Origin of the sequence: Albimonas marina, from assembly GCF_029223255.1 — a bacterium.
In the GTDB taxonomy this organism is placed as follows: domain Bacteria; phylum Pseudomonadota; class Alphaproteobacteria; order Rhodobacterales; family Rhodobacteraceae; genus Albimonas.
Genome location: NZ_JARHUC010000003.1, coordinates 54,346 through 79,030 on the forward strand (window position 1 = coordinate 54,346; position 24,685 = coordinate 79,030).

Annotated in this window: 26 protein-coding genes and 1 pseudogene; 4 read left to right on the forward strand and 23 right to left on the reverse strand. The window is 74.3% G+C overall.

Translation table 11 applies throughout. The features are described from left to right. The first annotated feature begins 124 nt into the window (after window positions 1–124). Window positions 125–1,456, forward strand: coding sequence for a lyase family protein (locus P2H44_RS07865; RefSeq protein ID WP_275762943.1), 1,332 nt, complete (start codon window positions 125–127; stop codon window positions 1,454–1,456). 24 nt (window positions 1,457–1,480) lie between these two features. Here the strand turns inward: P2H44_RS07865 and P2H44_RS07870 are convergent, their stop codons facing one another. The 6 genes from P2H44_RS07870 to cysQ form a co-directional block, all read right to left on the reverse strand. Then, the gene (locus P2H44_RS07870) at window positions 1,481–2,587 is read right to left on the reverse strand and encodes a hypothetical protein (protein ID WP_275762944.1); all 1,107 of its coding nucleotides are present in this window, start codon (window positions 2,585–2,587) and stop codon (window positions 1,481–1,483) included. A 396-nt stretch (window positions 2,588–2,983) separates the two neighbouring features. Next, window positions 2,984–4,213 carry a glycosyltransferase gene (locus P2H44_RS07875; RefSeq protein ID WP_275762945.1) on the reverse strand — a complete coding sequence of 410 codons (1,230 nt, stop codon included), beginning with the start codon at window positions 4,211–4,213 and terminating at the stop codon, window positions 2,984–2,986. Between the two features lie 4 nt (window positions 4,214–4,217). Then, window positions 4,218–5,201, reverse strand: a complete 984-nt coding sequence (gene galE / locus P2H44_RS07880) for a UDP-glucose 4-epimerase GalE (protein ID WP_275762946.1) — start codon at window positions 5,199–5,201, stop codon at window positions 4,218–4,220. Window positions 5,202–5,208: 7 nt separating this feature from the next. Beyond that, complete coding sequence (gene galU / locus P2H44_RS07885; protein WP_275762947.1) at window positions 5,209–6,105, reverse strand: UTP--glucose-1-phosphate uridylyltransferase GalU; 897 nt, start codon at window positions 6,103–6,105, stop codon at window positions 5,209–5,211. Window positions 6,106–6,390: 285 nt separating this feature from the next. Further along, entirely contained in the window at window positions 6,391–7,191 is an 801-nt protein-coding gene (locus tag P2H44_RS07890) for a 3-deoxy-manno-octulosonate cytidylyltransferase (protein WP_275762948.1), read from the reverse strand. 29 nt (window positions 7,192–7,220) lie between these two features. Continuing rightward, complete coding sequence (cysQ, locus tag P2H44_RS07895; RefSeq protein WP_275762949.1) at window positions 7,221–8,003, reverse strand: 3'(2'),5'-bisphosphate nucleotidase CysQ; 783 nt, start codon at window positions 8,001–8,003, stop codon at window positions 7,221–7,223. A 231-nt stretch (window positions 8,004–8,234) separates the two neighbouring features. Between cysQ and P2H44_RS07900 the strand changes: the two genes are divergently transcribed. Then, on the forward strand, window positions 8,235–8,828 hold the full coding sequence (locus P2H44_RS07900) for an SEL1-like repeat protein (RefSeq protein ID WP_275762950.1): 594 nt from the start codon (window positions 8,235–8,237) through the stop codon (window positions 8,826–8,828). A gap of 4 nt (window positions 8,829–8,832) precedes the next feature. Here P2H44_RS07900 and P2H44_RS07905 read toward each other — a convergent pair whose 3' ends face one another. The 4 genes from P2H44_RS07905 to P2H44_RS07920 form a co-directional block, all read right to left on the reverse strand. Continuing rightward, window positions 8,833–9,705, reverse strand: a complete 873-nt coding sequence (locus P2H44_RS07905) for a DMT family transporter (RefSeq protein WP_345798982.1) — start codon at window positions 9,703–9,705, stop codon at window positions 8,833–8,835. 7 nt (window positions 9,706–9,712) lie between these two features. Further along, complete coding sequence (locus P2H44_RS07910; RefSeq protein WP_275762951.1) at window positions 9,713–10,585, reverse strand: CE1 family esterase; 873 nt, start codon at window positions 10,583–10,585, stop codon at window positions 9,713–9,715. A gap of 113 nt (window positions 10,586–10,698) precedes the next feature. Then, window positions 10,699–11,532 carry a class I SAM-dependent methyltransferase gene (locus P2H44_RS07915; protein WP_275762952.1) on the reverse strand — a complete coding sequence of 278 codons (834 nt, stop codon included), beginning with the start codon at window positions 11,530–11,532 and terminating at the stop codon, window positions 10,699–10,701. A 181-nt stretch (window positions 11,533–11,713) separates the two neighbouring features. Continuing rightward, window positions 11,714–12,085, reverse strand: coding sequence for a darcynin family protein (locus P2H44_RS07920; RefSeq protein ID WP_275762954.1), 372 nt, complete (start codon window positions 12,083–12,085; stop codon window positions 11,714–11,716). A gap of 91 nt (window positions 12,086–12,176) precedes the next feature. Between P2H44_RS07920 and P2H44_RS07925 the strand changes: the two genes are divergently transcribed. Further along, the gene (locus P2H44_RS07925) at window positions 12,177–12,773 is read left to right on the forward strand and encodes a TetR/AcrR family transcriptional regulator (RefSeq protein ID WP_275762955.1); all 597 of its coding nucleotides are present in this window, start codon (window positions 12,177–12,179) and stop codon (window positions 12,771–12,773) included. Window positions 12,774–12,854: 81 nt separating this feature from the next. On the opposite strand, the gene rplS is transcribed toward P2H44_RS07925, so the two are convergent. The 9 genes and pseudogenes from rplS to ffh all read right to left on the reverse strand — a co-directional run bounded on the left by rplS (window position 12,855) and on the right by ffh (window position 19,037). Continuing rightward, a complete protein-coding gene (gene rplS, locus P2H44_RS07930) occupies window positions 12,855–13,262 on the reverse strand; it encodes a 50S ribosomal protein L19 (protein ID WP_275762956.1) in 408 nt (135 codons plus the stop codon). A 5-nt stretch (window positions 13,263–13,267) separates the two neighbouring features. Beyond that, on the reverse strand, window positions 13,268–14,227 hold the full coding sequence (gene trmD / locus P2H44_RS07935) for a tRNA (guanosine(37)-N1)-methyltransferase TrmD (protein WP_462976272.1): 960 nt from the start codon (window positions 14,225–14,227) through the stop codon (window positions 13,268–13,270). Between the two features lie 89 nt (window positions 14,228–14,316). Beyond that, window positions 14,317–14,823 (reverse strand): annotated as a pseudogene (gene rimM / locus P2H44_RS07940) (ribosome maturation factor RimM); the annotation flags it as partial. Continuing rightward, window positions 14,823–15,416 carry an EVE domain-containing protein gene (locus P2H44_RS07945; protein ID WP_275762957.1) on the reverse strand — a complete coding sequence of 198 codons (594 nt, stop codon included), beginning with the start codon at window positions 15,414–15,416 and terminating at the stop codon, window positions 14,823–14,825. The gene P2H44_RS07945 and the pseudogene rimM, both read right to left, overlap by 1 nt. 142 nt (window positions 15,417–15,558) lie before the next feature. Continuing rightward, window positions 15,559–15,978, reverse strand: a complete 420-nt coding sequence (gene rpsP / locus P2H44_RS07950) for a 30S ribosomal protein S16 (RefSeq protein ID WP_275762958.1) — start codon at window positions 15,976–15,978, stop codon at window positions 15,559–15,561. 104 nt (window positions 15,979–16,082) lie between these two features. Further along, entirely contained in the window at window positions 16,083–16,421 is a 339-nt protein-coding gene (locus tag P2H44_RS07955; RefSeq protein WP_275762959.1) for a chorismate mutase, read from the reverse strand. 17 nt (window positions 16,422–16,438) lie between these two features. Next, on the reverse strand, window positions 16,439–16,975 hold the full coding sequence (locus P2H44_RS07960) for a GNAT family N-acetyltransferase (protein ID WP_275762960.1): 537 nt from the start codon (window positions 16,973–16,975) through the stop codon (window positions 16,439–16,441). After that, entirely contained in the window at window positions 16,972–17,505 is a 534-nt protein-coding gene (locus tag P2H44_RS07965) for a GNAT family N-acetyltransferase (protein ID WP_275762961.1), read from the reverse strand. Before P2H44_RS07965 ends, P2H44_RS07960 begins: the two co-directional genes overlap by 4 nt. Continuing rightward, window positions 17,502–19,037: a signal recognition particle protein gene (gene ffh / locus P2H44_RS07970; protein WP_275762962.1), complete on the reverse strand. Its 1,536-nt coding sequence runs from the start codon at window positions 19,035–19,037 to the stop codon at window positions 17,502–17,504. Before ffh ends, P2H44_RS07965 begins: the two co-directional genes overlap by 4 nt. 364 nt (window positions 19,038–19,401) lie before the next feature. Here ffh and P2H44_RS07975 point away from each other — a divergent pair, with 364 nt between their 5' ends. Then, window positions 19,402–20,076, forward strand: coding sequence for a hypothetical protein (locus P2H44_RS07975; protein WP_275762963.1), 675 nt, complete (start codon window positions 19,402–19,404; stop codon window positions 20,074–20,076). Between the two features lie 191 nt (window positions 20,077–20,267). Here P2H44_RS07975 and P2H44_RS07980 read toward each other — a convergent pair whose 3' ends face one another. The 4 genes from P2H44_RS07980 to P2H44_RS07995 all read right to left on the reverse strand — a co-directional run bounded on the left by P2H44_RS07980 (window position 20,268) and on the right by P2H44_RS07995 (window position 24,679). Further along, entirely contained in the window at window positions 20,268–21,227 is a 960-nt protein-coding gene (locus P2H44_RS07980; protein WP_275762964.1) for an ornithine cyclodeaminase family protein, read from the reverse strand. Window positions 21,228–21,759: 532 nt separating this feature from the next. Continuing rightward, complete coding sequence (locus tag P2H44_RS07985; protein WP_275762965.1) at window positions 21,760–22,329, reverse strand: ActR/PrrA/RegA family redox response regulator transcription factor; 570 nt, start codon at window positions 22,327–22,329, stop codon at window positions 21,760–21,762. Between the two features lie 115 nt (window positions 22,330–22,444). Then, complete coding sequence (locus P2H44_RS07990; RefSeq protein WP_275762966.1) at window positions 22,445–23,083, reverse strand: SCO family protein; 639 nt, start codon at window positions 23,081–23,083, stop codon at window positions 22,445–22,447. Between the two features lie 288 nt (window positions 23,084–23,371). Next, window positions 23,372–24,679, reverse strand: a complete 1,308-nt coding sequence (locus P2H44_RS07995) for a calcium-binding protein (protein WP_275762967.1) — start codon at window positions 24,677–24,679, stop codon at window positions 23,372–23,374. Window positions 24,680–24,685 lie beyond the last annotated feature (6 nt).

Consider the following 24,685-nt stretch of genomic DNA (forward strand, 5'->3'; position numbering starts at 1 on the left):
GCTGCGCGGGGTCGCTTCGCGAGCCTTGACCCGCCCGAATCGTCGCTCTTCGTCGGCCGGCGTTGCGCTTGGGGGGCTCGAGGGGCATGGTCCGCGCGAGTTCTCAAGGCCGCGGAGGATGCCGATGACCGCCTCTCCCTTCGACAGCGTGATGCTGCGCGAGCATCTCTCGGACCCGCAGGCGGCGCGGCTGTTCTCGGACGCGTCTGAGATCCGGGCGATGCTGCTGGCCGAGGGGGCGCTGGCCAAGGCGCAGGGAGAGCTGGGGCTGATCCCCGAGACGGCGGCCCGCGCCATCCACCGCGCCGCGCGCGAGGTCGCGATCGACCCCGGCGCGCTGGCCGCGGGGACGGCCGCGACCGGGGTGACCGCGCCGGCCTTCGTCGAGGCGTTCCGCGCCGCGATGGGCGCGCCCGAGCACGCGGCCTTCATCCACCACGGCGCCACCAGCCAGGACATCGTCGACACCGCGCTCGCCCTGCGCCTGCGCCCGTTCCTGGAGCTGACCGACGCGCGCCTCGCCGCGATCCTGGCGCAGCTCGGCCAGGCGGCGGAGCGCTGGGCGGAGCTGCCGATGGCCGCGCGCACCCGCGGCCAGATCGCCACCCCCACCACGCTGGGCGCGCGCATCGCCGCCTGGGGCGCACCGCTGCTGCGCGCCCGCGCGCGGCTGGCGGAGCTGCGGCCGCGGGTGCTGGTGATCTCGCTGGCCGGCGCCTCGGGCACCTCCGCCGCGCTGGGGCCGCGGGCGGAGGCGGTCGCGCAGGCCATGGCGGCGGAGCTGGGGCTGGGCTGCCCCGAACTGCCCTGGCACGCGGGGCGCGACGGGCTGGCCGAGCTCGCCTCTGCGCTCGCCATCCAGACCGCGAGCCTGGGCAAGATGGGCGTCGACCTCGCCCTGCTGGGACAGTCGGAGGTGGGCGAGCTGCAGGCGGGGCAGGGGGGCGGGTCCTCGACCATGCCGCACAAGGCGAACCCGGTGGGGGCCGAGACGCTGATCGCGCTGGCGCGCCTGACCTCCCGCCTATCGGGCGCGGCGCAGGAGGCGATGCTCGCGGCCCATGAGCGCGACGGCGCCGCCTGGACGCTGGAGTGGCTGAGCCTGCCGCAGCTCTGCCTCGCCTCCGCCGCCGCCCTGCGCCATGCCGAAGCGCTGGCGGGCGCCCTGCGCCCGGACCCGGCGCGGATGCGGGCGAACATGGACGCCACCGGCGGACTGATGATGGCCGAGGCCGCGAGCTTCCGCCTGGCGCAGGCGATGCCGCGGCCGAAGGCGCAGGCCACGGTGAAGGCCGCCTGCAAGGCGGCGGTCGCGCAGGGCCGCCCGCTGGCCGAGATGCTGGCGGAGACCGAGGCCGGCCAAGGGATCGACTGGGCGGCGGAGCTCGACCCCGCGGCCCATCTCGGGCAGGCCCCGGCCATCGCGCGCCGCTTCGCGGCGCTCGCGGCGGGCTGAGGCCCGCCGGACCCGCCGGGCCGCTCAGCCGGGCGTGTCGGGGAAGATGAAGACGGTCACCTCGAACTGGTCGGGCAGGGATCCGGGCGGTCCGTCGAAGTTGCGGAACACCAGGTCCATGTCGTCGATCGAGCAGGTGCTCTTGCGCCCGCCCGGATCGAAGGAATCCTCCAGCGCCTCGAAGATCCGGTTCGCGACCTTGCCCTCGTTCGCCGTGCCGAAGAGGGAGTCGGCCTCGGATTCGGACAGGTTGGCGAAGATCTCGAAGCGGTCGTGTTCGTCCGCGCCCTTGATCACGGTCTTGCCGTCGTCGCCGAACAGGAAGCCCACGTCCTCGGCGTTGCGGCGCCCGTCCTCGAGGAAGACGCGGTTCTTGCCGGAGCCGGCGTCGATGAACACGCCCTTGCCGCCGCGGGAGATGATCGTGTCGGCGCCCGCGTCGCCGATCAGGTTGTCGCCGGCGTCGCCGATCAGGCGGTCGTTCCCGGCGCCGCCGCGCAGGAAGTCGCCCACGCCGTCGCCGTCGCCGCGCAGCACGTCGTCGCCCCCGCCGCCGTCGAGATTGTCGATCCCGCCGCCGCCGACCAGTTCGTCGTCGCCGCCGCCGCCGGTCAGGAAATCGCCGCCGCCGCCGCCCTTGAGCACGTCCTTGCCGCCGTCGCCGGAGATCACGTCGAAGCCGCCGCGCCCGAAGATCGCGTCCGCGCCGCCGCCGCCCGAGAGGCCGTCGTTCCCCCCGCCGCCGTCGATCACGTCGTCGCCCCCGCCGCCGTCGACCGAGTCGTCGCCGCCGCGAAGGCCGGTCAGGCGATCGTCGGCCCGACCCGCGAGCACGGTCACGCCGCCCGAGAGCGGCGGCGCGAAATCGAAACCCCCGTCGGAGGTGTCGAGCGCGACCGTGCCGCCGAAGGCGCCGAAGACGCCGCCGCCGGGTTTGGAGAACTCGATCGAGGTCGCCGTGCCCGCGACGTGGCCATTGGCCAGGAACGCGCCGTCGGCGAAGAGGTCGGTCGTTCCGTCGGCGGTCTGACCCTCGAAGGTCGTGGCGTCGCCGTCGCCGTCGACCTCGGTCAACGAGTCGATCAGTTGCTTGAAGTTCACCTTGCGGCTGAACGTGAAGGTCCCGGCCATGTTCGCGCTCCCCTGTTCACGAAACGCCGACTGCGTCTGGTTTACCCTACGACATGACGGCCGCAGGCCCAAGCCCGGCGCGTTCGGCTTCGGCTGGCGCGGCGGGAGGGGGAGGGCGGCCGCATCAAAGGGGCCGGACGTCGCCGCCCGACCCCTCGGCCCCCTTGCGCGCCCACCGGGGGTGCCGCCCCGGGGCTGCGTGCGCCGACCCGATGGAGCGGGCCGGCGCCGGGAGCTCCCGCCGGCGCGATGCGCAGCCGGCAGGATCGGCGGGCCGCGAAACCGCACCCTGCGGTTTCCCCGGCGCAGACCGCGTGCGGCCCGCCTCCATCCTCTGTTTGACAGGGGCGGCGTGACGCGCACGTGACAAGCTGTCCGGGCCGTCGAGAGGACGGCTCAGGCCTCGATTTCCTCAAGGAAATCGTCGACTTCCTCGAAATGCGCGGCCCAGGTGCGGGGCCGCCATTCGGCCAGTCGAGCGAGCTGGACGGCCCGCGGATCGGCCCCCTCGCCGCTGGGATGGGCGTAGGCGAGAATCGCCTCCAGCCACTCCGGCAGGTCCAGCGGGTCGATGTAGTCGGGGGCCGCGCCCCCGGCCGTGCGCAGGGCGGGGATGTCGGCGGCGAGCACCGGGCAGCCCAGCGTCAGCGCCTCGGCGACCGCGAGGCCCGAACCCTCGGCGAAGCTGGGCGCGAGCAGGGCGCAGGCGGCCGAGAGCCGGCCCGCGACCTGCGCGTCGCTCAGGTCCCGCCGCTCGAACACGATGCGCCCGGCCATGGGCGAGCGCTCGAGGATGTCCTGCACCATCTCCGACTCGGAGGCCCGGCGCCCGAGGATGAAGAGGCGCGGCGCGCCCTCGCCCAACTCGTCCCACAGGCGCCGCCAGATCCAGAGCATGGCGAGGTGGTTTCGCCGCGGCTCGATCGCGCCCAGCATCACGAAGGCGCCCGCAGCCTCCTCGGCGTCGGCGGCGTCGGCGCCCGACGGGGTGGGCAGGGGCGTGACGCCCGGGGGCGCGACGCGGCCGGGGGGCGCGCTCTCGAACGCGCGCCCGGCGATGGCGGCGGTCTCGGGCGAGGCGTAGACGACCCCGTCGCACAGCCCCGCCGCGGCGAGGAAGGCGAGCAGGCGGGTGGGCTCGGTCGGGCGGGTCAGCTCGGGCCGCTCCAGCGCCACCAGGTCGTGGGCCATGGCGACGGCGCGGGTGGCGCCGCCCGCGCGCAGGGCCTTCAGGCGTCCGGCGTCGAGCTGCGCCTGCGCCATGTTGAGATAGGTCCAGGGGCCCGGGCTGGCGGCGAGCAGGGAAGCCAGGTCCTCGCCCATGCCGCGCGAGAGGCGCCGCGCCAGGCTGTCGGCGCGCCGCTGACGCTCGGTCTTCCAGGGCGAGAAGGCGCCGCGCAGGTCGGCGGGGGGAAGCTCCTCGCCGCTTTCCAGCGCCGCGATCAGCTCCCGCGCGCCGTCGCCGTCGAGCAGCACGTGGCGGGGGCCGGCCGAGACCAGGAAGCGCGCGTCGGGATCGGCCGAGAGGCGCGCGGCCCAGGCGCGCTCGGTTCGGTCGATGGCGCCGGGCGTCACTCGCCCGGCGCGGGCCACGGTTCGCGTCAGATCCAGCAGACGCCGCGCCATGGGATCAGGCGCTGTATCGGCCGGTCTGCCGCCAGGCCCAGGCGTCGCCGATCATCTCGGCCATGACGCTGCGCTTCGGCGCCCAGCCCAGCACCTCCCGCGCCCGGGTCCCGTCGCAGACCAGCCGCGAGGGGTCGCCGGGACGCCGCGGGCCGACGCTCAGCGGAATCTCGGTGCCCACCACGTCCTTCGCCGCCCCGATCACCTCCCAGATCGAGAAGCCGGAGCCGGTGCCGAGGTTGAGCCGCAGGCTCTCCTTGCCGGCCAGCAGCCACTCGGTCCCCAGCACGTGCGCGTCGACCAGGTCCATCACGTGGACGTAGTCGCGGATGCAGGTGCCGTCGGGCGTGGGGTAGTCGTCGCCGTTCACCGTCAGCGCCTCGCGCGCGCCGGCGGCGGCGTCGAGCACGTTGGGGATCAGGTGCGTCTCGGGCACGTGATGCTCGCCGATCTGCCGCTCGGGGTCGGCGCCGGCCACGTTGAAGTAGCGGAACGCGATCGAGCGGATGCCGTGGGCCTTCTCGAAGTCGTCGAGCATCGCCTCGACCGCGAGCTTGGAGGCGCCGTAGGCGTTGATCGGGCGCTGGGGCGCGGTCTCGGTGATCGGGTCCTGGTCGGGCTCGCCGTAGGTGGCCGCCGTCGAGGAGAACACGATCGCCTTCACCCCCGCCCCGGCCATGGCCGAGAGCAGGTTGAGCGAGCCGCCCACGTTGTTGCGCCAGTAGAGATCGGGGTTCGCGACCGACTCGCCCACGTTCGACAGCGCCGCGAAGTGCATCACCGCGTCGGGCTTCACCGTGTCGAAGGCGGCCTTCAGCGACGCCTCGTCCAGCAGGTCGCCCTCGATCATCTCGCCGAACTTCACGGCCTGCTTCCAGCCGGTGCGGAAGTTGTCGAAGACGACGGGCTCGTGGCCCGCCGCGCGCAGCGCCTTGCAGCCGTGCGAGCCGATGTAGCCCGCGCCGCCGGTCACCAGAACTTTCGCCATGCGGGCCTTACTCCCCCGGGTTCGGCATGTAGTTGACCGTGTCCCGCAGGAACTCGGCGAAGTCGGGGCCCAGGTCGGGGCGGGCCAGGCCGAAGGCGACCGTGGCCTTGAGGAAGCCGGACTTGGAGCCGCAGTCGAAGCGCCGCCCCTCGAAGCGGTAGCCGTAGACGTCGCGGCCCTCGGTGATCTCGCGGGCGATGGCGTCGGTCAGCTGGATCTCGCCGCCCGCGCCCTTCTGGCCGTCGTTGAGCGTGGTGAAGACCGAGGGGGCGAGGATGTAGCGCCCGATGACCGCGAGGTTCGAGGGCGGGTTGATCTTCGGCTTCTCGACCATGCCCTGCGCCTTCACCAGGCGGCCCATGTCGTCGGCCACGTCCAGCACGCCGTAGGACGAGACCTGCTCGCGCGGGACCTCCATGGTGGCGACCATGCAGCCGCCGGTCTCCTTGTAGGCTTCCATCATCTGCTCGAGGCAGGGCGTCTCGGCCGAGATCACGTCGTCGGGCAGCAGCACCGCGACGGGCTCGTCCGGGCCGATCAGGCGGCGGGCGCACCACACGGCGTGGCCCAGGCCCAGCGCCTCGGTCTGGCGGACGTAGGCGATCTGGCCCGAGTCCATGTTGGCCTTGCGGACCTCGGAGAGCAGGTCGTCCTTGCCCTTCTCGACCAGGGCGCGCTCGAGCTCGGGGGCGAGGTCGAAGTAATCCTCCAGCGCGGACTTGCCCCGGCTGGTGACGAAGATGAATTCGCGGATGCCGGCGGCGCGCGCCTCGTCGATCGCGTACTGGATCAGCGGGCGGTCGACCAGGGGCAGAACCTCCTTCGGGATCGCCTTGGTCGCCGGCAGGAACCGCGTGCCCAGCCCCGCGACGGGGAAGATCGCCTTCGTGACCTTGTTGCTCATTCTCGTCCTCGTTGCGGAGCGCGTCCGGCCCCGGGGCGCGGCGCGTCTCTCATCCTGTTCGTCCTGCGCCTTGCGGCGCGGGCCCGTGTCTTCGCCGGGTCTCGGCGCGGGCCGGTTCGTGTCGCGCCCTCCGGCGCAAACCTGTCGGCCGGAGCGCCGCGCGGCTGGGGACCCTGGGGTCCGGGCTGGGCGCGACGCGGGCACCTTGGACACGCCCTCGTGACGACGACGTGACCGGATCCCGGCGCCGCGGAGGTTTTCGCCGCGACGCGTGCGCGCAGCGGATCAGCTCAGTCCGGCGCGCGCCATGGCGGATTCGACCCGGGCGACGTCCTGGGGGTTGTTCACCTCCCAGAACACGCGGCCGCGGGCCTCGACCTCGACGCATTTCAGCGGCGTGCCGTTCTCGAGAAAGCGGAGCTGCTCCAGCCCTTCCCACCGCTCCAGCTCGCCTTCGGGCCAGCCGCCGTAGGCCGCCAGAGCGGCGGGGCGGTAGGCGTAGCAGCCGACGTGGTGGAAGACGGGCGGGACCTCCTCGGCCGAGAAGGTGCGGCCCGTGTAGGGGATCACCTCCTTGGAGAAGTAGAGCGCCCGGCCCGCGCGGTCGAAGACCGCGGTGGTGCCGCCGACGCGGCCCGCCGCGCGATCCTCGAGGAAGGCGGCGTGGGCCTCGGCGTCGCAGCGCAGGACGGGGGTGGCCACGTCGAACTCCGGCGCGGCGGCCATGGCGTCGCGCAGCGCCTCGACGAACCAGGGCGGCGTCAGGGGCGCGTCGCCCTGCAGGTTCACCACGAGGTCGGGCGCCTGCGCCAGGCCCGGCAGGGCGGCGGCGCAGCGCTCGGTCCCGTTGCGGCAGGATTCGGGGGTCATGATGACCGTCGCGCCGAAGCCGCGGGCATGGTCCGCGATGCGGTCGTCGTCGGTGGCGACCGCGACCTCGGCGAAGCCGGAGGCGGCCATCGCCGCCTCCCAGCTCCGCTGGATCAGGGTCTTGGAGACGCCGTCGGCCCCTTTCAGGGCCTGCAGCGGCTTTCCGGGGAAGCGCGAGCTCTTGTATCGCGCGGGGATGATGATGGCGGCGCGCATTCGCGGCCTCGTTCTTCAGCGCCCCTCGTTCACAGGGGCTTCACGTCTACGCCGGGGGCATAGCACACGAAGAACGGGTTCGCGAAGCCCGACTTGCCGTAGGGGAGCGGCCCGCCGCCCTCCATCTTGTCGACATGCCCGCCGGCGGCGCGCAGCACGGCGTCGCCCGCGGCGGTGTCCCACTCCATCGTTCGGCCCAGGCGCGGGTAGAGGTCGGCCTCCCCCGTCGCCACCAGGCAGAACTTCAGCGAGGAGCCGGCCGAGAGGAAGTCCGCCACCTGGTACTGGCCGATGTAGTCGTCGGTCGCCTGGTCGCGGTGGGACTTCGAGGCCACCACGTTCAGCCCGCCCATGTCGGGGGTCGAGACCGAGATCGGCGTGGTCGCCTTGGTCTCGACGTTCATCTCCTCGGCCCCGCCGGAGGCGGTGGTGCGGAACAGCCGGCCCAGCGCGGGGGCGTAGACCACGCCATGCGTCGGCACGCCGTCCTCGACGAGGGCGATGTTCACGGTGAACTCGCCGCGGCGGTTCACGAATTCCTTGGTGCCGTCCAGCGGGTCGACGATCAGGAAGGTCGAGACCTGCTGGGAATGGGTGCCCGCCTGCTCCTCGGTCACCAGCGGCAGGTCGGGGAAGGCGGCGCGCAGGCCGGCCGAGATATGGGCGTCGGCCTTCTCGTCGGCCTCGGTCACCGGGCTCTCGTCGGACTTCGACTTCACCTCGAAATCGGGCGAGGCGTAGACCTGCATGATCAGGTCGCCGGCCTCGAGCGCCAGCTGGGTGAAGGTCTCGGTGATCGCCGCGTAGTTCATGGAGTCACGCCCTTTCATTCCACACGGCCGCAGCATTGCCGCGGGGCGGAGGGGAAGTCGAGCGCGCCGGGGCCGCAGGGCGGGGCCTGCGCCGCGTCGCGTCGTCGCCCTTTGCGAAACGATCCGCCGGGGGCGGAGGGCACGTCGGGGCAGGCGGGCCTTGATCGTCACGAAAGCTTCGTCAGACTGTCGTGAAACCCCTCGCCGCGCCTGCGCCGGAGCCGCCGACCCGTGATCCTCGACCTCGCCGCCCTGCGCCCCGCGCGCCTGCTTCTCGCCTCGCTGGGGCTGGCCGGGGCGCTGTGCGGCCCCGCGCTGGGCAAGGCCGCGCATGACGCGCCCGCCCTCGCCGCCGCCCGCGACCCGGTGGCCGATTGCGACCGGCTGGCGGCCTGGGCCCCGGACCCCGAGCGGCGGGCGGAGCCGGTGGCGGGCCCGGCGCTGGCGGCCGAGGCCGCGCGGGCGGCCTGCGTGGCGGCGGTGGCGCGCCGGCCCGACCTCGCGCGCCTGCGCCTCCAGCTCGCCCGGGCCCTGTGGCGGCAGGGGGAGGAGGCGGTGGCCTACGCGCTGCTCGAACAGGCGGCGCAGCAGGGTTCGCCCGCCGCGTGGCTGGTGCTGGGGGCGCTGTTCGACGAGGGGCGGCACGTGCGCCAGGACGACGTGGTGGCCCTGCTGCACTACCTCGAGGCCGCGCGGCGCGGCGCGCCCGAGGGGATGCGGGCCGCGGCCGGGATCTGGGGCGATCCGGCCAGCCCTTCCCACGACGCGCGGCTGGCGGCGATGGCGCCGGGGACGCTCGAGGCGGCGGTGCTGTCGGACTGGTAGGCGCTCAGGCCCGGCGGGGGCGCGCGGCGAGGGCGGCGACGCCCAGCCCCCCCAGGATCAGCGCCGCGGCGGTCCAGAACCGCGGCGAGGGCGCCTCGCCCAGCCAGGCGAGCCCGCCCGCCAGCGCGATCAGCGGCACCGCGAGCTGGGAGACGGCGGCCATCGACGCCTCGAGCCGGGGCAGCGCCGCGTACCACACCGCGTAGCCGCAGCCCGAGGCGAGCGCGCCCGAGGCGACGGCGAGCAGGATCTCGCGCCCGCCCAGGCCCGGCGCGGCCCCCAGCGCCCAGGCGATCGCCCACAGCCCCACGCCCAGCGGCGCGGCCAGCACGAAGGCCCCCGCCGTGTCGGCCAGCGGACGGGAGGAGCCGCGCCCGCGCAGGGAATAGACCCCCCAGGCCGCCCCCGCCCCCGCCATCAGCAGGGAGGCCAGCAGCGGCGGGGCGCTCGCCCCCGGCGCGGCGAGCCAGGCGAGGCCCGCCAGCCCGCAGCCCGCCCCCAGCCAGCGCATCGCCGGCGGACGCTCGCCCAGCATCAGCGCGCCCGCGAACATCGAGGTCTGCACCGCCCCGAACAGGATCAGCGCGCCGATGCCGGCGTTCAGGTCCAGGTAGGCCATCGAGAACAGCCCCGCGTAGGCCAGCAGCGCCAGCGCCGAGATCGGCTGCGCGCCCTTCAGCGCGGGCCCGAGCGGCGTGCGCGCGGCCAGCAACAGGCACAGCATCGCCGCCCCTGAAACCAGGCGCAGCGCGGTGAAGGCGGCGGCGTCGGGCGTGCGCCCGTCGAGCATCCCGGCATCCAGCGCCGCCCGGCACAGGACCGAGTTCGCCGCGAAGGCGACCAGCGCCGTCAGCGTCAGGGCGAGCGTGCGCATCATCGTCCGGTCACTCCTCGGTCGCCTCCAGCGAGGCGAGCCAGTCCAGCGCCAGGTCCGCCCAGCCGGAGGGGACGACATGTCCCGCCGGGTGCAAGGCGAAGGCCAGCGGCGCCCCGGCGCAGCCGTTCCACCGGCGCAGCCAGAAGGCTTCGCCCAGCGCGATCTGGTCGGGGTCGTCGCGCGTGCAGCCGTTGGCGGCGCGCATCAGCGCGAGCCCCGCGAAGAGGTCGCCCTGCGTGATCCGCCCGCCGGCGACCGAGCGGCCTTCGAGCGGGACGACCGGGTCGCTCCAGCCGTGGACGTGCAGCATCGGGGCGGGGCCGGCGCAGGCCTCGGGCAGGGGGCGCCACAGGAGGCCCGCGACGGGGAGGTAGGCGCGGAAGGCCCCGGGCGCGTCGCAGGCGACCCGCCAGGTCATCATGCCCCCGCCGGAGAAGCCGCCCAGCACCGCGCGGGTCGGGTCGATGGGCGCGCGGGCGGCGGCGTCGGCCAGCACCGCGCGCAGGAAGGCCACGTCGTCGCGCCCGGCGGTCGAGGCGCGGCTGTTCCAGGCGCCGCCCGCGTCGCCCTCGCGCCGGGGCATCCCCTGGGGCGCGAGCACCGCCCAGCCGCGGGCCAGCCACTCCCCCGCCATGACGGCGGAGCGCACCGCGACCGCCGCCTGCCCGCCGTAGCCATGCAGGACCACGACGACGGGCAGCGCCGCGCCCTCGGTCCGGGCCTCGGGCAGGGCGAGCCGGTATTCCCCGGCGCCGAAGTCGCCCTCGACGGTGCAGACGGTCTCGGGCGAGCCGCAGGCGAGGGCCGGGGCGGCGAGGAGCAGCGAGCCGAGCAGCGCCGCGCCCGCCGCCGTCGCGAGGGCCTTCGCGGCCCGCCGCATCGAACCCGGGGACGTCGCCCGCGCGGGGACGGCGGACGGGCGCCGCCGCGCGGCCGAGGCCGACTGCGGCGCGGCGGCCGCGCCGGGGCGGCTTGGGGCGGGACGCACGGCGCTCATGCCGGGCGCGAGGCGCGGACGGTCAGGCTCAGCGGCACGCGGACCTGGCCGGGGGGGAGGCGCCACAGGCCGTCCTCGCCCCGCTCGGTCACGCCGGGCCACATGTCCCAGACCAGGAAGTCATGCTCCTCGATCCCGTCGAGGCGCAGGCCCGCGCGCAGCAGCGCCATGACGATGTCCGAGACGGGGTGGATCCACTCGTGATCCGCGACCGGGGGCAAGGCGTCGGCGTCGCCGGTGTAGGTGGTCTCCTCCTCGAAGCGCAGCGGCGCCTCGCGGGCGGTGCGCCAGTCGAAGCAGGGAACCAGCCGCCCGTCGACCGGGTCCAGCGCCTGCGCCGCGGGGTGGCCGTCGCGGAAGAACAGCCGCCCGCCGGGCTTGAGCAGCGCCGCCACCTGCGCGCCCCAGGCGAAGACGTCGGGCAGCCAGCAGATCGTGCCCCAGGTGACGAAGACCATGTCGAAGCGCCCCGCCCCCATCACCTCGGCCGCGCGCATCGCGTCGCCGAGGTGGAAGGTGGCGGGAAGGCCGGTCTGCGCGGCCAACGCGCGGGCCCCCTCGATGGCGACGGGGGAGAAGTCGAGCCCCTCCACCACCGCCCCCTTGCGCGCGAGGATCAGGCTGTCGAGGCCGAAGTGGCATTGCACATGGGCGATGCGCAGGCCCTCGACGGGCCCGAGGTCCGCGTCGCTCACCCCCTCGAAGGTCCGGGTCCCGGCGACGACGCCCTCGACGTCGTAGAAGCCGGTGCGGTCGGCCATGTGGATCTCGGCCCGCGCGTTCCAGCGGGCGAGGTTCGCGGCGAGGGGGTCGGCGGCGTCGACGGTCATGGGAAGGCTCGGCAGGCGGGGGGGGCGGAACGGACGGAGGCCGCGGCCGGATGCGGCGCGGAGGGCGGAGCATCGCCCGCCCGGCGCGCCGCGTCCAGCGGCGCAGCCGCCGGCGCCGGTTTCGTGAGACGCGGGCGTTCCGGGCCGCGCGGGCGGCGTCCGGGCGGGCGCGCCGGTCGGCTCAGGCCGGGGCGGCGGCGCCGGCGAGGCCCGCCTCGTAAAGGCGGAACCCGTCCTCGATGGCGGGCAGGATGTCGACCACCTCGAAGTGATCCTGCGCGAGCAGGGGCGAGTCGCGCAGCCGCTCCATCGCGCCGTGCCAGGTCAGGGGGGCGTCGACCTCGACCATCGCGATGTCGGAGACGCGGCCGTGGAAGGCCTCGGCGTCGAAATGGCGAAGGCGCAGGCCGCGGGCGCCGAAGGCCTCGGCGATGGCCGGGCCGGCGAGCGCGTCGCGCGCGGCGCGGTCGAGCGCCAGCCACGAGGGGCGGGCGCGCAGCAGCAGGAATACGGTCATCGGCGGCGAAGAGGGGGCGGGTGCGGGAGAGGTCATCGCGGGCTCCGGGCGAGGGGGTTGCTTCGGGACTGAAAATCCGAGCGAATGCTCGCATTCGCAACTCGCATTCCCCGGCGCCGGACCCGCCATGGCCCATCCCCCGAGAAAGACGCCCAGACAGGCCCGCGCCCGGGCCACCGCCGAGGCGCTGGTCGAGGCCGCCGCTCGCATTCTGGAGGGCGAGGGGCGCGGCGCCCTGACCACCAACCGCATCGCCGAGCGGGCGGGGGCGAGCGTGGGCTCCCTCTACCAGTACTTCCCCAACCGCGAGGCGATCGTGGCCGCCCTGGCGGCGCGGGAGCGGGGGCGCCTGCTGGCGGAGGTGCGGGAGGCGGCGGCGGCCGGCCTCGATCCCCGCGCGACGCTCTCGGCGATGCTGGAGGCGGCGCTGCGCCACCAGTTCGCCCGCCCCCGCCTCGCCCTCGCGCTGGAGGGGCTGGAGCAGGAGGTCGACCAGCGCGAGGACGCCGCCGCCCTCGAGGCCGCGCTGATCGACGAGGTGCTGGCGGCGGTGCGCGCGCTGGCGCCCGGGGCGGGGCCGCAGGCCGCGCGCGATGCGCTCGCCATCGCCCGCGGGATGATCGACGCCGCCGCCCGGGCGGGGGAGACGGACCCGCAGGCCCTGCGCCCGAGGCTCGAGGCCGCGGTGCTGGGCTATCTGACCTGGCCGCGGGGTGCGAAATAGGGGGGGCCGGAACGCGAAGGGCGCGCGCCTTGCGGCGCGCGCCCTCGATGACGTCGGCAGGGGCGCGGGGCCCCGCGCGGATTACTCGGCGCCGGGCAGGGCGCGGCCGCCCGAGAAGCCGTCGCGCGGCTTGTAGTTGGTCTTCTCGACGATGCGGGCCGATTTGCCGCGACGGGCGCGGAGGTAGTAGAGCTTCGCGCGGCGCACGCGGCCGCGGCGCACCACCTCGATCGAATCGATGTTGGGCGAGTGGATGGGGAACACGCGCTCCACGCCCTCGCCGAACGAGATCTTGCGGACGGTGAAGGAGCCGCCGATGCCGTTGCCGCCCTTGCGGCCGATCACGACGCCCTCGAAGGCCTGCACGCGGGTGCGGGTGCCCTCGGTCACCTTGTAGCCGACGCGGATGGTGTCGCCGGCCTGAAAGTCGGGGATGGACTTGCCAAGTTCCTTGGCGTGCTCGAGCTCGAGCGTCTGCAGGAGGTTCATGACCTCTATTCCTTGTCCTGGCCGTCTTTTTTCCCCGGACCCGGCTGGGCGGGGGACGGACTGATGCGCGACCGAGCGCTCTGGGCTTCCTTCGGGTCCGGACCGGAGCTGCGCTCCCGGTGCGCCCGCCAGAGATCGGGTCGACGTTCCTTGGTCAGCCTTTCGGCCGCTTGCCGACGCCACTCCGCGATCCGGGCGTGATTGCCGGAGAGAAGCGTCTCCGGGATCTCGCGCCCTTCCCACACGGGGGGCCTCGTATACTGCGGGGCTTCCAGAAGCCCGTGGGAGAAGGATTCCGTCTCCACGGACTCGGGGTTCCCGAGGACGCGCGGTATAAGCCGAACCGTGGCGTCGATCAATGCCATCGCGGCGATTTCCCCGCCGGTCATCACGAAATCCCCCAGGGAGACCTCGTGGATGCCGCGGGCCTCCAGCACGCGCTCGTCGATCCCCTCGAAGCGGCCGCAGATGAAGGTCGCGCCGGGGGCCTCGGCGAGGCTCTGGGCCATGGCCTGGTCGAAGGGGCGCCCGCGCGGGGACATCATCAGGATCGGGCCGGGGCGAGGCGCGGCGTCGAGCGCCGCGGCCACCACGTCGGCGCGCAGCACCATGCCCGGGCCGCCGCCGGCGGGGGTGTCGTCCACCGCCCGGTGCCGGCCCAGGCCATAGTCGCGCAGGTTCACCCGCTCCAGCGCCCACAGGCCTTCGGCGAGCGCGCGGCCCAGCAGGCTCTCGCCCAGGGGGCCGGGGAACATGCCGGGGAACAGGGTGACGACGGTGGCGCGCCAGGCGTTCTTGACCCGCGTCTCCTCCATCAGGTCGCGCGGGCGACGGGAGGCGGAGATGGTCAGCCGCCCGTGGGAGCGGGCGGGGGCGGGCGCGTCGCCGGAAGGCTGCGCCTCGGCGCCCGCGGCCGGATCGGGGGCGCCTGCGGCCGGCTTCGGCGCGTCGGGCGCGTCGCTCACGCGCCGGGCTCCTCGTCCGGGGCGGCATCGGGGGCGGCGTCCTCGGGGCCCTCGCCGGGGCCGCGCTCCTCGACGCCGTCGTCGGGGAAGACGCCCGGGGGCGGGTCGGCGACGATGCGGTGGGCGGCGAGGTCGACGATGGGCACGGCCGCGCGGGTGAAGGGCAGCATCACCGGCTGGCGGATGTCGGGCGAGACGATCTCGAGGATGTCGCCGGCGCCGAAGTCATGCACCGCGCGCACCTTGCCCAGCCGCACGCCGCCGCCGTCGAAGACCGGCAGGCCGATCAGGTCGGCGTGGTAGAATTCGTCCGAGGGCAGGCTCGGCAGCTTCCAGCGGGGGGCGTAGAGGCGCACGCCCTTCAGCGCCTCGGCCTCCTCGCGGGTGCGCACGCCGCCCAGGCGCGCCGAGAAGCCGCCCTTGATCGGGCGCTCGATGGTCACGGCGTATTCGCGCCCGGCCTCGTCGGTCAGGGGCGCATAGTCGCCGATCGCCTCGGGCTCGGCGCAGAAGCTCTTGAGGCGCACGTCGCCGCGCACCCCGAAGGCGCCGGCGATGGCGCCCACGCAGACCTTGCCGATCGGTTCGTCGCTCATCATCCCCGCGTCCGGAACGGACCTTTCTGGGGCCGGGACGCCCCTCGGAGGGAGCGGCCGCGGCCGGATTCCAGGGCGCCGGCGGCCTCCTGGCCGTCGGCGTCGACCGCGAAATCCAGCCCGCGGTCGTTGCGGATCTCCCAGGCGAAGCCGGGAAGGTCCATCGCCTCGGCGAGGCGGGCGAAATCCTCGCGCCCGATCGCCTTGCGGTCCCGCGCCAGCGACGCCCGCCAGCGGGCGGGGGTCTTGATGCAGGCCAGCCGCGAGATCACGGCCTCGGCATGGACCGGGCGGGCCGGCGCGATCCAGCGGGCCTGCAGGCGGCGGATCACGCCGCCGTCGCGCCCGCGGGTCCAGGCGGTGCCGGGACCGATGACGCCGATCGCCTCGAACCGCTCGACCAGCTCCTCGGAGTGGTCGGTGGTGCGCTTGGCGAACAGCGCCAGGCCGTCGCCGGGGTGCATCGCGTGCAGCGCCGCCTCGGTCCCGTGGGACAGCAGGCAGAACATCCGCGACACCGCCTCCTCGACATGGTCGGAGGAGCCGACGCCGATCCAGAACTTCCGCTCCCGCACCCGCGCGTCGCCGGCCATGGCCCGATCCTCCTTCCGATGCGCCCGTCGAATGGCGTCATCCTGGGGGAGGGGCCGTGAAGGAAGCCTTGACCGGGGCCGCGCGAAGCGGCGCGGCGGGCGGGCGAGGCCCGTACGCCCCGCCCTCCCGCCGCCCAGGCGATCACTCGGCGGAGGCTTCCTCGGCCGGGGCCTCGGCGGGCGCCTCGGCGGCGGCCTTCGCGGCGGCGGCGGCCTCGGCGGCCTTCGCAGCCTTGTCCTCGCGCTCCTTCGCGCGCTCGACGGCCTTCTTGCCCGGCTGGGCCTTCTTCAGGTTGGCGCGCTCGGCCTTCTCGCGGACGCCGGCGGCCTCCAGGAAGCGGGCGACGCGGTCGGTGGGCTGGGCGCCCTTGGCGATCCACGCCTGGATCTTCTCGACGTCGAGCTTCACGCGCTCCTCGGAGTCCTTGGGCAGGAGCGGGTTGTAGGTGCCCAGCTTCTCGATGAAGCGGCCGTCGCGGGGGGCGCGGCTGTCGGCGGCGACGACGCGGTAGAAGGGACGCTTCTTGGAACCGCCGCGGGCGAGACGAATCTTGATGGCCATGGTCTTGGTCTCCTTGGGTTTCGGTCCGGCGCTTCGCGCCGGGAGGTCGTGTCGGGCGTTTCGGCCCGGGTCTGAGGTTCGGGCGCGCGCGCCCGGGGTTCGGATCAGCTCTGCAGCTTCTCGTGGTGGCGGATGACTTCCTGGATGATGAAGGCCAGGAAGGCCTCCGCGAACTCGGGGTCGAGACCGGAGTCGTTCGACAGCTGCCGCAGGCGCGCGACCTGGCGCGCCTCGCGGTCGGGGTCTGCGGGGGGCAGGTCGTGCTCGGCCTTCAGCCGGCCGACCGCCTGGGTCGCCTTGAAGCGCTGGGCCAGCGTGTAGACCAGGATCGCGTCGAGGTTGTCGATGTCGCCCCGCAGCTTGGCCAGCACCTCGCGGGCGCGGACCACGTGCTCGGGTTCTTGTCCCGCGTCGGGCCGGGCGGTCTTCGCCGTCTCGGTCATGTCGTCCTCCCCTCGGTTCACTGGGCCGCGAGCCGGGCCCGCGCCGGGTGGCGCCAGACCTGGACGACGTGGCCGTCGGGATAGGCGAAGTCGCCGGCCTCGCGCACGCAGCCCAGGCGGCGGGCGAGCGCGAGGCTGGCGGCGTTCGCGCCGTCGATCAGGCTGATCGGCGCGTCGACGCCATGCGTCTCGCGCACGTGGTCGCGCGCGGCCAGCGTCGCCTCGAAGGCGTAGCCGCGGCCCTCGAAGCCGTCGAGGACCGACCAGGCCATCTCCGGCTCGGGCGCGTAGTCGTGGCGCTGCAGGCCGGTGCGGCCGACGAAGGCGCCGGTGGCCTTCTCCTCGATCGCGAACATGCCGTAGCCGTGCAGGGTCCACATGCCCAGGAAGGACAGGAACTTGCTCCAGGCCTGCTGCCGGGTCATCGGCCCGCCGACGAAGCGGGCGCGCGGGCCGGCGTAGAAGGCGGCCAGCGGCTCGAAATCCTCCAGCCGCAGGGCGCGCAGCACCAGCCGCTCGGTCTCGAGCGTGGGAATGGTCACGACCCGGCTCATGCCGCCAGCTCCGCGGCCGAGGGGTGACGCCAGATCTCGGCCTCCCAGCCCTGCTCGGGGTGGACGAAGAGCCCCTCGCGCACGCAGCCGAGCCGTTCGGCGACGCCGCGGCTGGCGTGGTTCTCGGCGGCGACGAGGCTGATCGCGGTGCTCCAGCCGGCGCTGCGATAGGCCCAGTCGCGGGACTCGAGCGCCGCCTCGGTGGCGTAGCCGCGGCCCTCGTAGCCCTCCATCAGGTCCCAGCTCATCTCGGGCTCGGGCCAGTGGACGGGGAACCAGGGGCCGATCATGCCCACGAAGGCGCCGCTCGCCTTCTCCTCGACCGAGAAGGGGCCGTAGCCGTGCAGGGCCCAGCAGCCGAGGAAGGAGGCGAAGTCCTTCCACGCCTCGCCGCGCACGACGGGGCCGCCGACGAACTCCGACCGCGGCGAGCCCATGAAGGCCGCGTACACGTCGAAATCGTCCGCGCGCGGCGCGCGAAGCACCAGGCGCTGCGTCTCCAGCGTGGGGATGTCGAGGCGGAAGCTCATTTCTTCTTGCCGAACCCCGACAGGCCCGGGGGCAGGGGGGCGCCGCCGCCGAGGCCCGGAAGACCGCCGGGCATGCCGCCGCCCATCCCGCCCATGCCGGCGGGAAGCTTCGGCGCGGCGCCGGGGGCGCCGCCCATGCCTGCGGGGGGCGTCATCCCCGGGGGCATGCCGCCGCCCTTGCCGCCGAAGAGCGCGCCGAGGCCCCCGCGCATCAGGCCCTTGGTCCCCATCTTGCCCATCTTCTTCATCATGTCCGCCATCTGGCGGTGCATCTTGAGAAGCTTGTTCACGTCGGCCACGTCCATGCCGCAGCCCGCCGCGATGCGCTTCTTGCGGCTGGCCTTGAGGATGTCGGGGTTCTTCCGCTCCTCCTTGGTCATGGACTGGATGATGGCGATCTGGCGCTTGAGGATCTTGTCGTCGATCCCGGCCTCGTCCATCTGCTTCTGCATCTTGCCCATGCCCGGCAGCATGCCCATCAGGCCGCCCATGCCGCCCATGGCCATCATCTGCTCGAACTGCTTCATGAGGTCGTTCATGTCGAAGCGGCCCTTCTGGAACCGCTTCATCATGCGCTCGGCCTCTTCGGCCTCGATGGTCTCCTGCGCCTTCTCGACGAGCGAGACGATGTCGCCCATGCCCAGGATGCGGCCGGCGATCCGCTCGGGGTGGAATTCCTCGAGCGCGTCCATCTTCTCGCCGAGGCCGACGAACTTGATCGGCTTGCCGGTGACCGCGCGCATCGACAGCGCCGCGCCGCCACGGCCGTCGCCGTCCATGCGGGTCAGCACCACGCCGGTGACGCCGATGCGGCCGTCGAAGTTCTCGGCCACGTTCAGCGCGTCCTGGCCGGTGAGGCCGTCGACGACCAGCAGCGTCTCGCGCGGCTTGACCGCGTCGCGCACCGCGATCGCCTCGTCCATCAGCTCGTCGTCGACGTGCAGGCGGCCGGCGGTGTCGAGCATGTAGACGTCGAAGCCGCCCTGCTCGGCGGTCATCTTGGCGCGCCGCGCGATCTGCACCGGGCTCTCGCCCTTCACGATCGGCAGCACCTCGACGCCGGTCTGCAGGCCCAGGACCTGAAGCTGCTCCATCGCCGCCGGGCGGCGGACGTCGAGCGAGGCCATCAGGACCTTCTTCTTCTCGCGCTGGCTGAGCCGCATCGCGAGCTTGGCGGTGGTCGTCGTCTTGCCCGAGCCCTGCAGGCCGACCATCAGGATCGGCGTGGGCGGGTTGTCGACGCGCAGGCGGCCGATCTCCTCGCCGTCGCCGGCGAGCACGTGGACCAGCTCGTCATGGACGATCTTCACGACCTGCTGGCCGGGGGTGACCGAGCGGGTGACGGCCTGGCCGGTCGCCTTCTCCTGCACCGCCTTGATGAAGTCGCGCGCCACGGGCAGCGAGACGTCGGCCTCGAGCAGGGCCACGCGCACCTCGCGCAGCGCGGTCGCGACGTCGGCGTCCGACAGCGCGCCCTGCTTGGTCAGCTTCTCGAAGACGCCCGAGAGGCGTTCGGAGAGACTCTCGAACATGCCGGCGCTCCTTCCTTTCGCGACCCGCGCCCGGCGCGGGAGGCCTTTCTTGTCCCGGTCCGACGCAGGTCGGTGGGGACGGCGCAAACGTCAAGCGCTCCGGCGGGCGCGACGCGCTGGCCGGAGGCGATCCCCGCGCACGGCGGGGACCGGAAGCGGTCTGGGCTTCCGGAGAATTCCGGGGCCTTTACGCGCGGCAGGGGCCGGAGTCAACCGCGGGGCGGTCCTCGGCGGGCCCGGGACGCGGCCCTGGGGCGCGGCATGGGGCGCGTCCGGGGCGCCGCGGAGGCGCGTCAGGCGGGGGCCGCGCGCGCCCGAGGGCTTGACGGACCGGGGCCCGCCGGGCTCCCTGTCGACCGACAGCATGGGAGTGCCCGATATGATCCGCCTGCGCCGCGACCATCGCGAAACGACGTCCGACCGGGGCCGCGCCCCCCGCCGCCGCGCGGCGACCGGGCGCGGGGCGCTCGCCGTCGCCGGGCTGGCGGGCCTGCTGGCGCTGGGCGCCTGCGCCTCGCCCGCGCCGGAGGCCGAGGTCGACGTCTCCGACGGCGTCTCGATCGCCGAGACCACGCGGATGCGGGCCGAGATCCTCTCGGTCGACCCCTCCGGCGGCCAGATCATGATGCGCGACCTCGCCACCGGCGAGACCTTCGTGCACCGCCCCCCCGCCGAGATGACCGGCGCCATCGGCGTGAAGCCCGGCGACGTGGTCGAGGCGATGCGCACCCGCGCGATCACCGCCTGGCCGGCGGAGCCCGGCGACGACACCGGCGGCACCCAGACCGAGCTGATGTCGACGCCCGCCGCCTCCGGCGGCTCGCCGGCGATGGTGGGGGGCAAGCTGACCCGCTCGGTGATGACCTTCGTGGTCTGGAACGACAAGACCGACGTGGCGGTCTTCCGCTCGCCCGAGGGGAACGTGGTGCGCTACCACCTGACCAACGACGAGGCGCGGGCCTTCGTCGCCTCGCTGGACGAGGGCGACCCGATCGAGGTCGAGATCTCCGACACCGTGGTGGTGAAGCTGGTGGAGTGATCCCCGCCGCCGCCGCGGACCGGGAGAGGGGGCCTTCGGGCCCCCTTTTCCATTCGCGCCCGCCGGGGCGGAGGGCAGGGCGCCGCCCCGCGGGGCGGCGCGCGCCCCGGCCCGCTCCCGCCCGCCCACCCCGCGCGCCGGGGCGCGGGCGCCTCGCCGGCGAGGGCGGGACGGGCCGGAGGCGCGGGGCGTCAGCGGGGCAGGGCGGTCCCCACGCCGGCGGCGAGCGCCTTCTCGTGGCAGAGCGCCGCCAGCGCCAGGTCGCCCATGGCGAGGCCCCGGAAGGCGAAGGCGATGGTCTCGGCGGCGTCGCGCCGGCCCTGGACCTCGCCGGTCGCGAGGGCCGCGAGGTCCCCCTCGATCAGCGAGAACTCCAGCAGCGGATCCTCCATCTGCCGCTCCTGCTCGCGGTCGTCGGTGAAGACGCGGGCGCGGCCGGCGAGGCGGTCCACCTGCCAGGCGCGGGCGAGCTCGACCATCGAGACGAAGGCGCCGGGGGCGAGCCAGGCGGGATCCAGGAACCGCGGCAGCTCCGGCGTGGGCGTGACGGAGGAGACCACGAGATCCGCCCCCTCCACCGCCGCCTGCGGGTCCGACGCCTCCTCGACCGCGAGGCCCAGGGCGCGGGCTTCGGCGGCCAGCTTGTCGATGTTGGCGCGGCCCCGGCCCAGGATGCGCACCGTGGTCAGCGGGAAGAGCTGGGAGAAGAGCGCGAGGTGGCAGGACCCCTGCACCCCCGTGCCGATCAGCGACAGGACCTTCGCGTCCTCGCGCGCCAGGTGCTGGGCGGCCAGCGCCGACAGCGCCGCCGTGCGCACGCCGGTGATCCAGTCGCCGTCCATCACCGCCAGCGGCGCGCCGGTGACGCTGTCGTGCAGGGTGATCAGGGCGCCGATCGAGGGCAGGCCCTTCTCGGCGTTGAGCGGCGACACGCCGAGCGACTTGACCGCGAAGCGGGGCGGATCGTCGGAGGCGGCCAGCATCGACATGTAGAGCCGCCCGTCCTCGCGGTTGATCGCCCGCTTGGGCGTGTTCACCGAGGTCCCCGAGCGCAGGCCCGTCAGCAGGCGCGAGAGCATGCCCGTCATCTCCCGGGCGGTGATGCCGAGTCCCTCCACGTCCGCGCGCGTGAGATAAAGCAGGTCGGACATGGACGGGCTCCTTCAGGGCTGTCGGGGGATCGAGGCGACGATGCGTCCGCGGAGGGCGGGGCGCAAGGGGGGCGTGGCTTCCTTGGGGGCGGGAGCCCGGAGCCGCGGAGGGGGGCGCGGGGGGGGCTCCGCTTCCGAACTCACCAGGGAACAGGGCCGCGCCTGCTCCCCGAAGCCGTCCATCGCTGAAGATGCCTGAGCGACTCGCGGGGAGGGGTCAAGGACAAGCCCCGCTTCGCGGGGTCGCTGCGCGATCCTGGACCCCTCCCCGCGAGTCGCTCTTTACGGCATCAGCGATGGACGGCTCCGGGGAACAGGCGCTCCGCGAGGGCCGCCGGCCGCGCGCCGGGGCGCCTGGAGGAGGGAGCGGGGGGGAGCGGCGGGCGTCGCGGGGCGAGGCGGCGGCGGGGGGGGGGGGCGCGTCGCGCGCGGAGGCGGGAAGGGCGGCCGTCGGCGAGGGGGGAGCGAGCCGGCCGAAACGACGAAGGGCGCCGCGAGGGGCGCCCTTCGGGATGGGGTCGTGGCGGGGCCCTCAGCGCGGGCTGCGCTTGGCCAGTATACGCTGCAGGGTCCGCCGGTGCATGTTCAGGCGGCGCGCGGTCTCGGAGACGTTGCGGTCGCAGAGCTCGAACACCCGCTGGATATGCTCCCAGCGCACCCGGTCGGCGGACATCGGGTTCTCCGGCGGGGGCGGCTTCTGCTCGCCGTCCGACAGCAGCGCGGCCTCGACGTCGTCGGCGTCGGCGGGCTTGGCCAGGTAGTCGGTGGCGCCGATCTTCACCGCGGCGACCGCGGTGGCGATGGCGCCGTAGCCGGTCAGCACCACGATGCGGCTGTCGGGGCGCGCCTCGCGCAGTGCCTCGACCACGTCGAGGCCGTTGCCGTCCTCGAGCCGCAGGTCGATCACCGCGAAGGCGGGCGGGGCGCGGCGCACCAGCGCCAGGCCCTCGGCCACGCTCTCGGCCGGGGTGGGTTCGAAGCCGCGACGCTCCATGGCGCGGGCGAGGCGGCGGCGGAAGGGCTCGTCGTCGTCAAGCACCAGGAGCGACTTGTCGGGGCCGATGTCCCGCGGCGCCCGGTCGTCTTCTTCTTGGTCGGTCATGGACAGCGTAACTCCCGTTCGCCCAGCGAATCTGGGGGGACACTATGGAAATCGGCGGCCGTGTCAAAGGCGCGCGCGGACGGAACGTCGCGGCGGAGCGAAAAAATCGCCGTTTTCACAGTCTTTCGGCGAAACACTGCACCCGGTCGGCCACCTCGGCGGGGGGAATGTCGCGGCGGAACACGTCCAGGAAGCCGACTTCGGGCGCCATCAGGTAGGTGAAGGTCGAATGATCCATGAGGTAGTCCTCGGGGTCGTCGCCCTGCTTGGCGTAGTAGGCCTTGTAGGCCTTGGCGATGGCCGCGGTCTGCTCGGGCGTGCCCGACAGGCCCACCATCCGCGGGTGCAGGGCGCCCACGAAGTCCGACAGCGCCTGGGGCGTGTCGCGCGCGGGGTCGATGGTGACGAAGACCGGGGTCACCAGGATGCCGCGATCCTCGAGGATCTCGGTCGTCTGGGCCATGTTGGCGGTGTCGAAGGGGCAGACGTCCGGGCAGAAGGTGTAGCCGAAGTAGACCAGCGTCAGCCCGTCGATGACGTCGGCGTCGGTGACCGTGCGCCCGGTCTGGTCGGTCATCTCGAACGGGCCGCCGATGGCCGCGGCGCCCGGGGCCAGGGCCGAGGCGCGGCACTGGGCGAAGCGGTCGTCGCCGCCGGTGGGGGCGAAGGCGAACCAGGCGCCCGCCGCGAGACCCCCGAGCGCCACGGCCAGTCCTGCGAAGGCGGCGGCGCGGGCGGCGTTGGGCTTGGGCATGGCTCGGCTCCTCGGGCGGAGACGTCGATGCGGAGGACCCGCCCGGCGGCCGCGCCCGCGGCGCATAGATGACCGACCGCGCCGGCCGGCGAAACCCCGCGCGACGCGAGGCCGCGCCGGGGCTTGCGGAGCGCCGGGGCGGCGGCTCCCCCGCCCCGCACGTCGGCGCCCCGGACGCCGGAGTCGTGGAGGTCGAGCGCGCGAAGACCAGCAACGCGGAGGCGCGGGGCCGCGGCGCCTCCGGGGTCCTGCGCGCGCCCCGGCGAGGCGGCCGGGGCGCGCGGGAGGTCAGAGGAAGTTGTCCGCGTCGTTCAGCGTGGCCGCGTCCACGCCCTCGACGGTGCCCACGAGGTCGCCGCCGGAGGTGCGGATCTCGGTCCCGCCGGGGACGTCGGTGAAGGTCAGCTCGGCGAAGGGGACGTTGGCGCGGATCTTGTCCGTGCCGGTCTCGAAGTCGGTCACGGTGTCGGCGCCGGTGGTCGAGTCGAGCCGGAACTCGTCCGCCCCCGCGCCGCCGGTCAGCCGGTCCGCGCCGCCGTCGCCCATCACCGTGTCGTCGCCGTCGCCGCCGAAGACGGTGTCGTTCCCGGAGCCGCCGCGCACCAGGTCGTCGCCCTCGCCGCCCGCGACCGTGTCGTTGCCCGAGCCGCCCGAGACGCTGTCGTTCCCCGCGCCGCCGTCGACGTTGTCCGCGCCGCTCTGGCCGTCGACCGTGTCCGCGCCGTCGCCGCCGTAGACGTTGTCGGCGCCCGAGCCGCCGCGGACCGTGTCGGTGCCCGCGCCGCCCTCGAGATAGTCGGCGCCCGCCGAGCCGAACAGGTCGTCCGCGCCGTCGCCCCCGTAGATGAAGTCGTCCCCGCCGTGGCCGTCGATCGAGTCGTCGCCCCCGCGTCCGGAGATGATGTTGCCCCGGTCGTCGCCGTGGAGCTCGTCGCGCCCCTCGGTCCCGCCCAGGTCCTGGAAGTTCTTCAGCTTCTGGGTCTCGCCGTCGACCTTGGCCTTGCCCTTGCCGAGGTCGGCCTTCACGCCGGCCTGCTTGGTCCCGACGTCGAGCGTCCCGTAGTAGAGGCCGTTGGAGCCGCCGCCGCCGTTGAGCTTGTCCGCGCCCTCGGTGCCCAGCACCGCGTCGTCGCCGCCCTTGGCCTTCACGACGTCGTCGCCGTCGGCGCCCATGATCACGTCGCGCGCGCCGGTGCCCAGCACCTTCAGATCGCGCGACCCGAAGGCCCGCGCGATGTGGTGCAGCGCGCCGTCGAGATCGCCGTCGTCGAGATGGGCGAGCGCGTCGTCGAGGTCGTCGAAGAAGTCGTCGATGTCCTCGCGCATGCCGCTGGCGCGGGCGAGCGGGGTTCCGTCCGCGTCCTGGAGCTCGACGGTCTTGACCGTGTCGGGACGGCCGCGCTTGTCGAGCTTGACCTTGATGACGGCGACGAACCCGTCGCCGGTCAGGGTCAGGACGCCGGTCTTCTTCGAGGTCTTGTCGAAGGTCTCGTCGTAATCGCCCGCGCCGTAGATCCGCAGCAGGATCTCGCCGGGGGTCATGAACGTGCCCGCTCCGGGACCGAAATGCTTCAGCTTCGCCTTGCCGCCGGGCATGGTCGC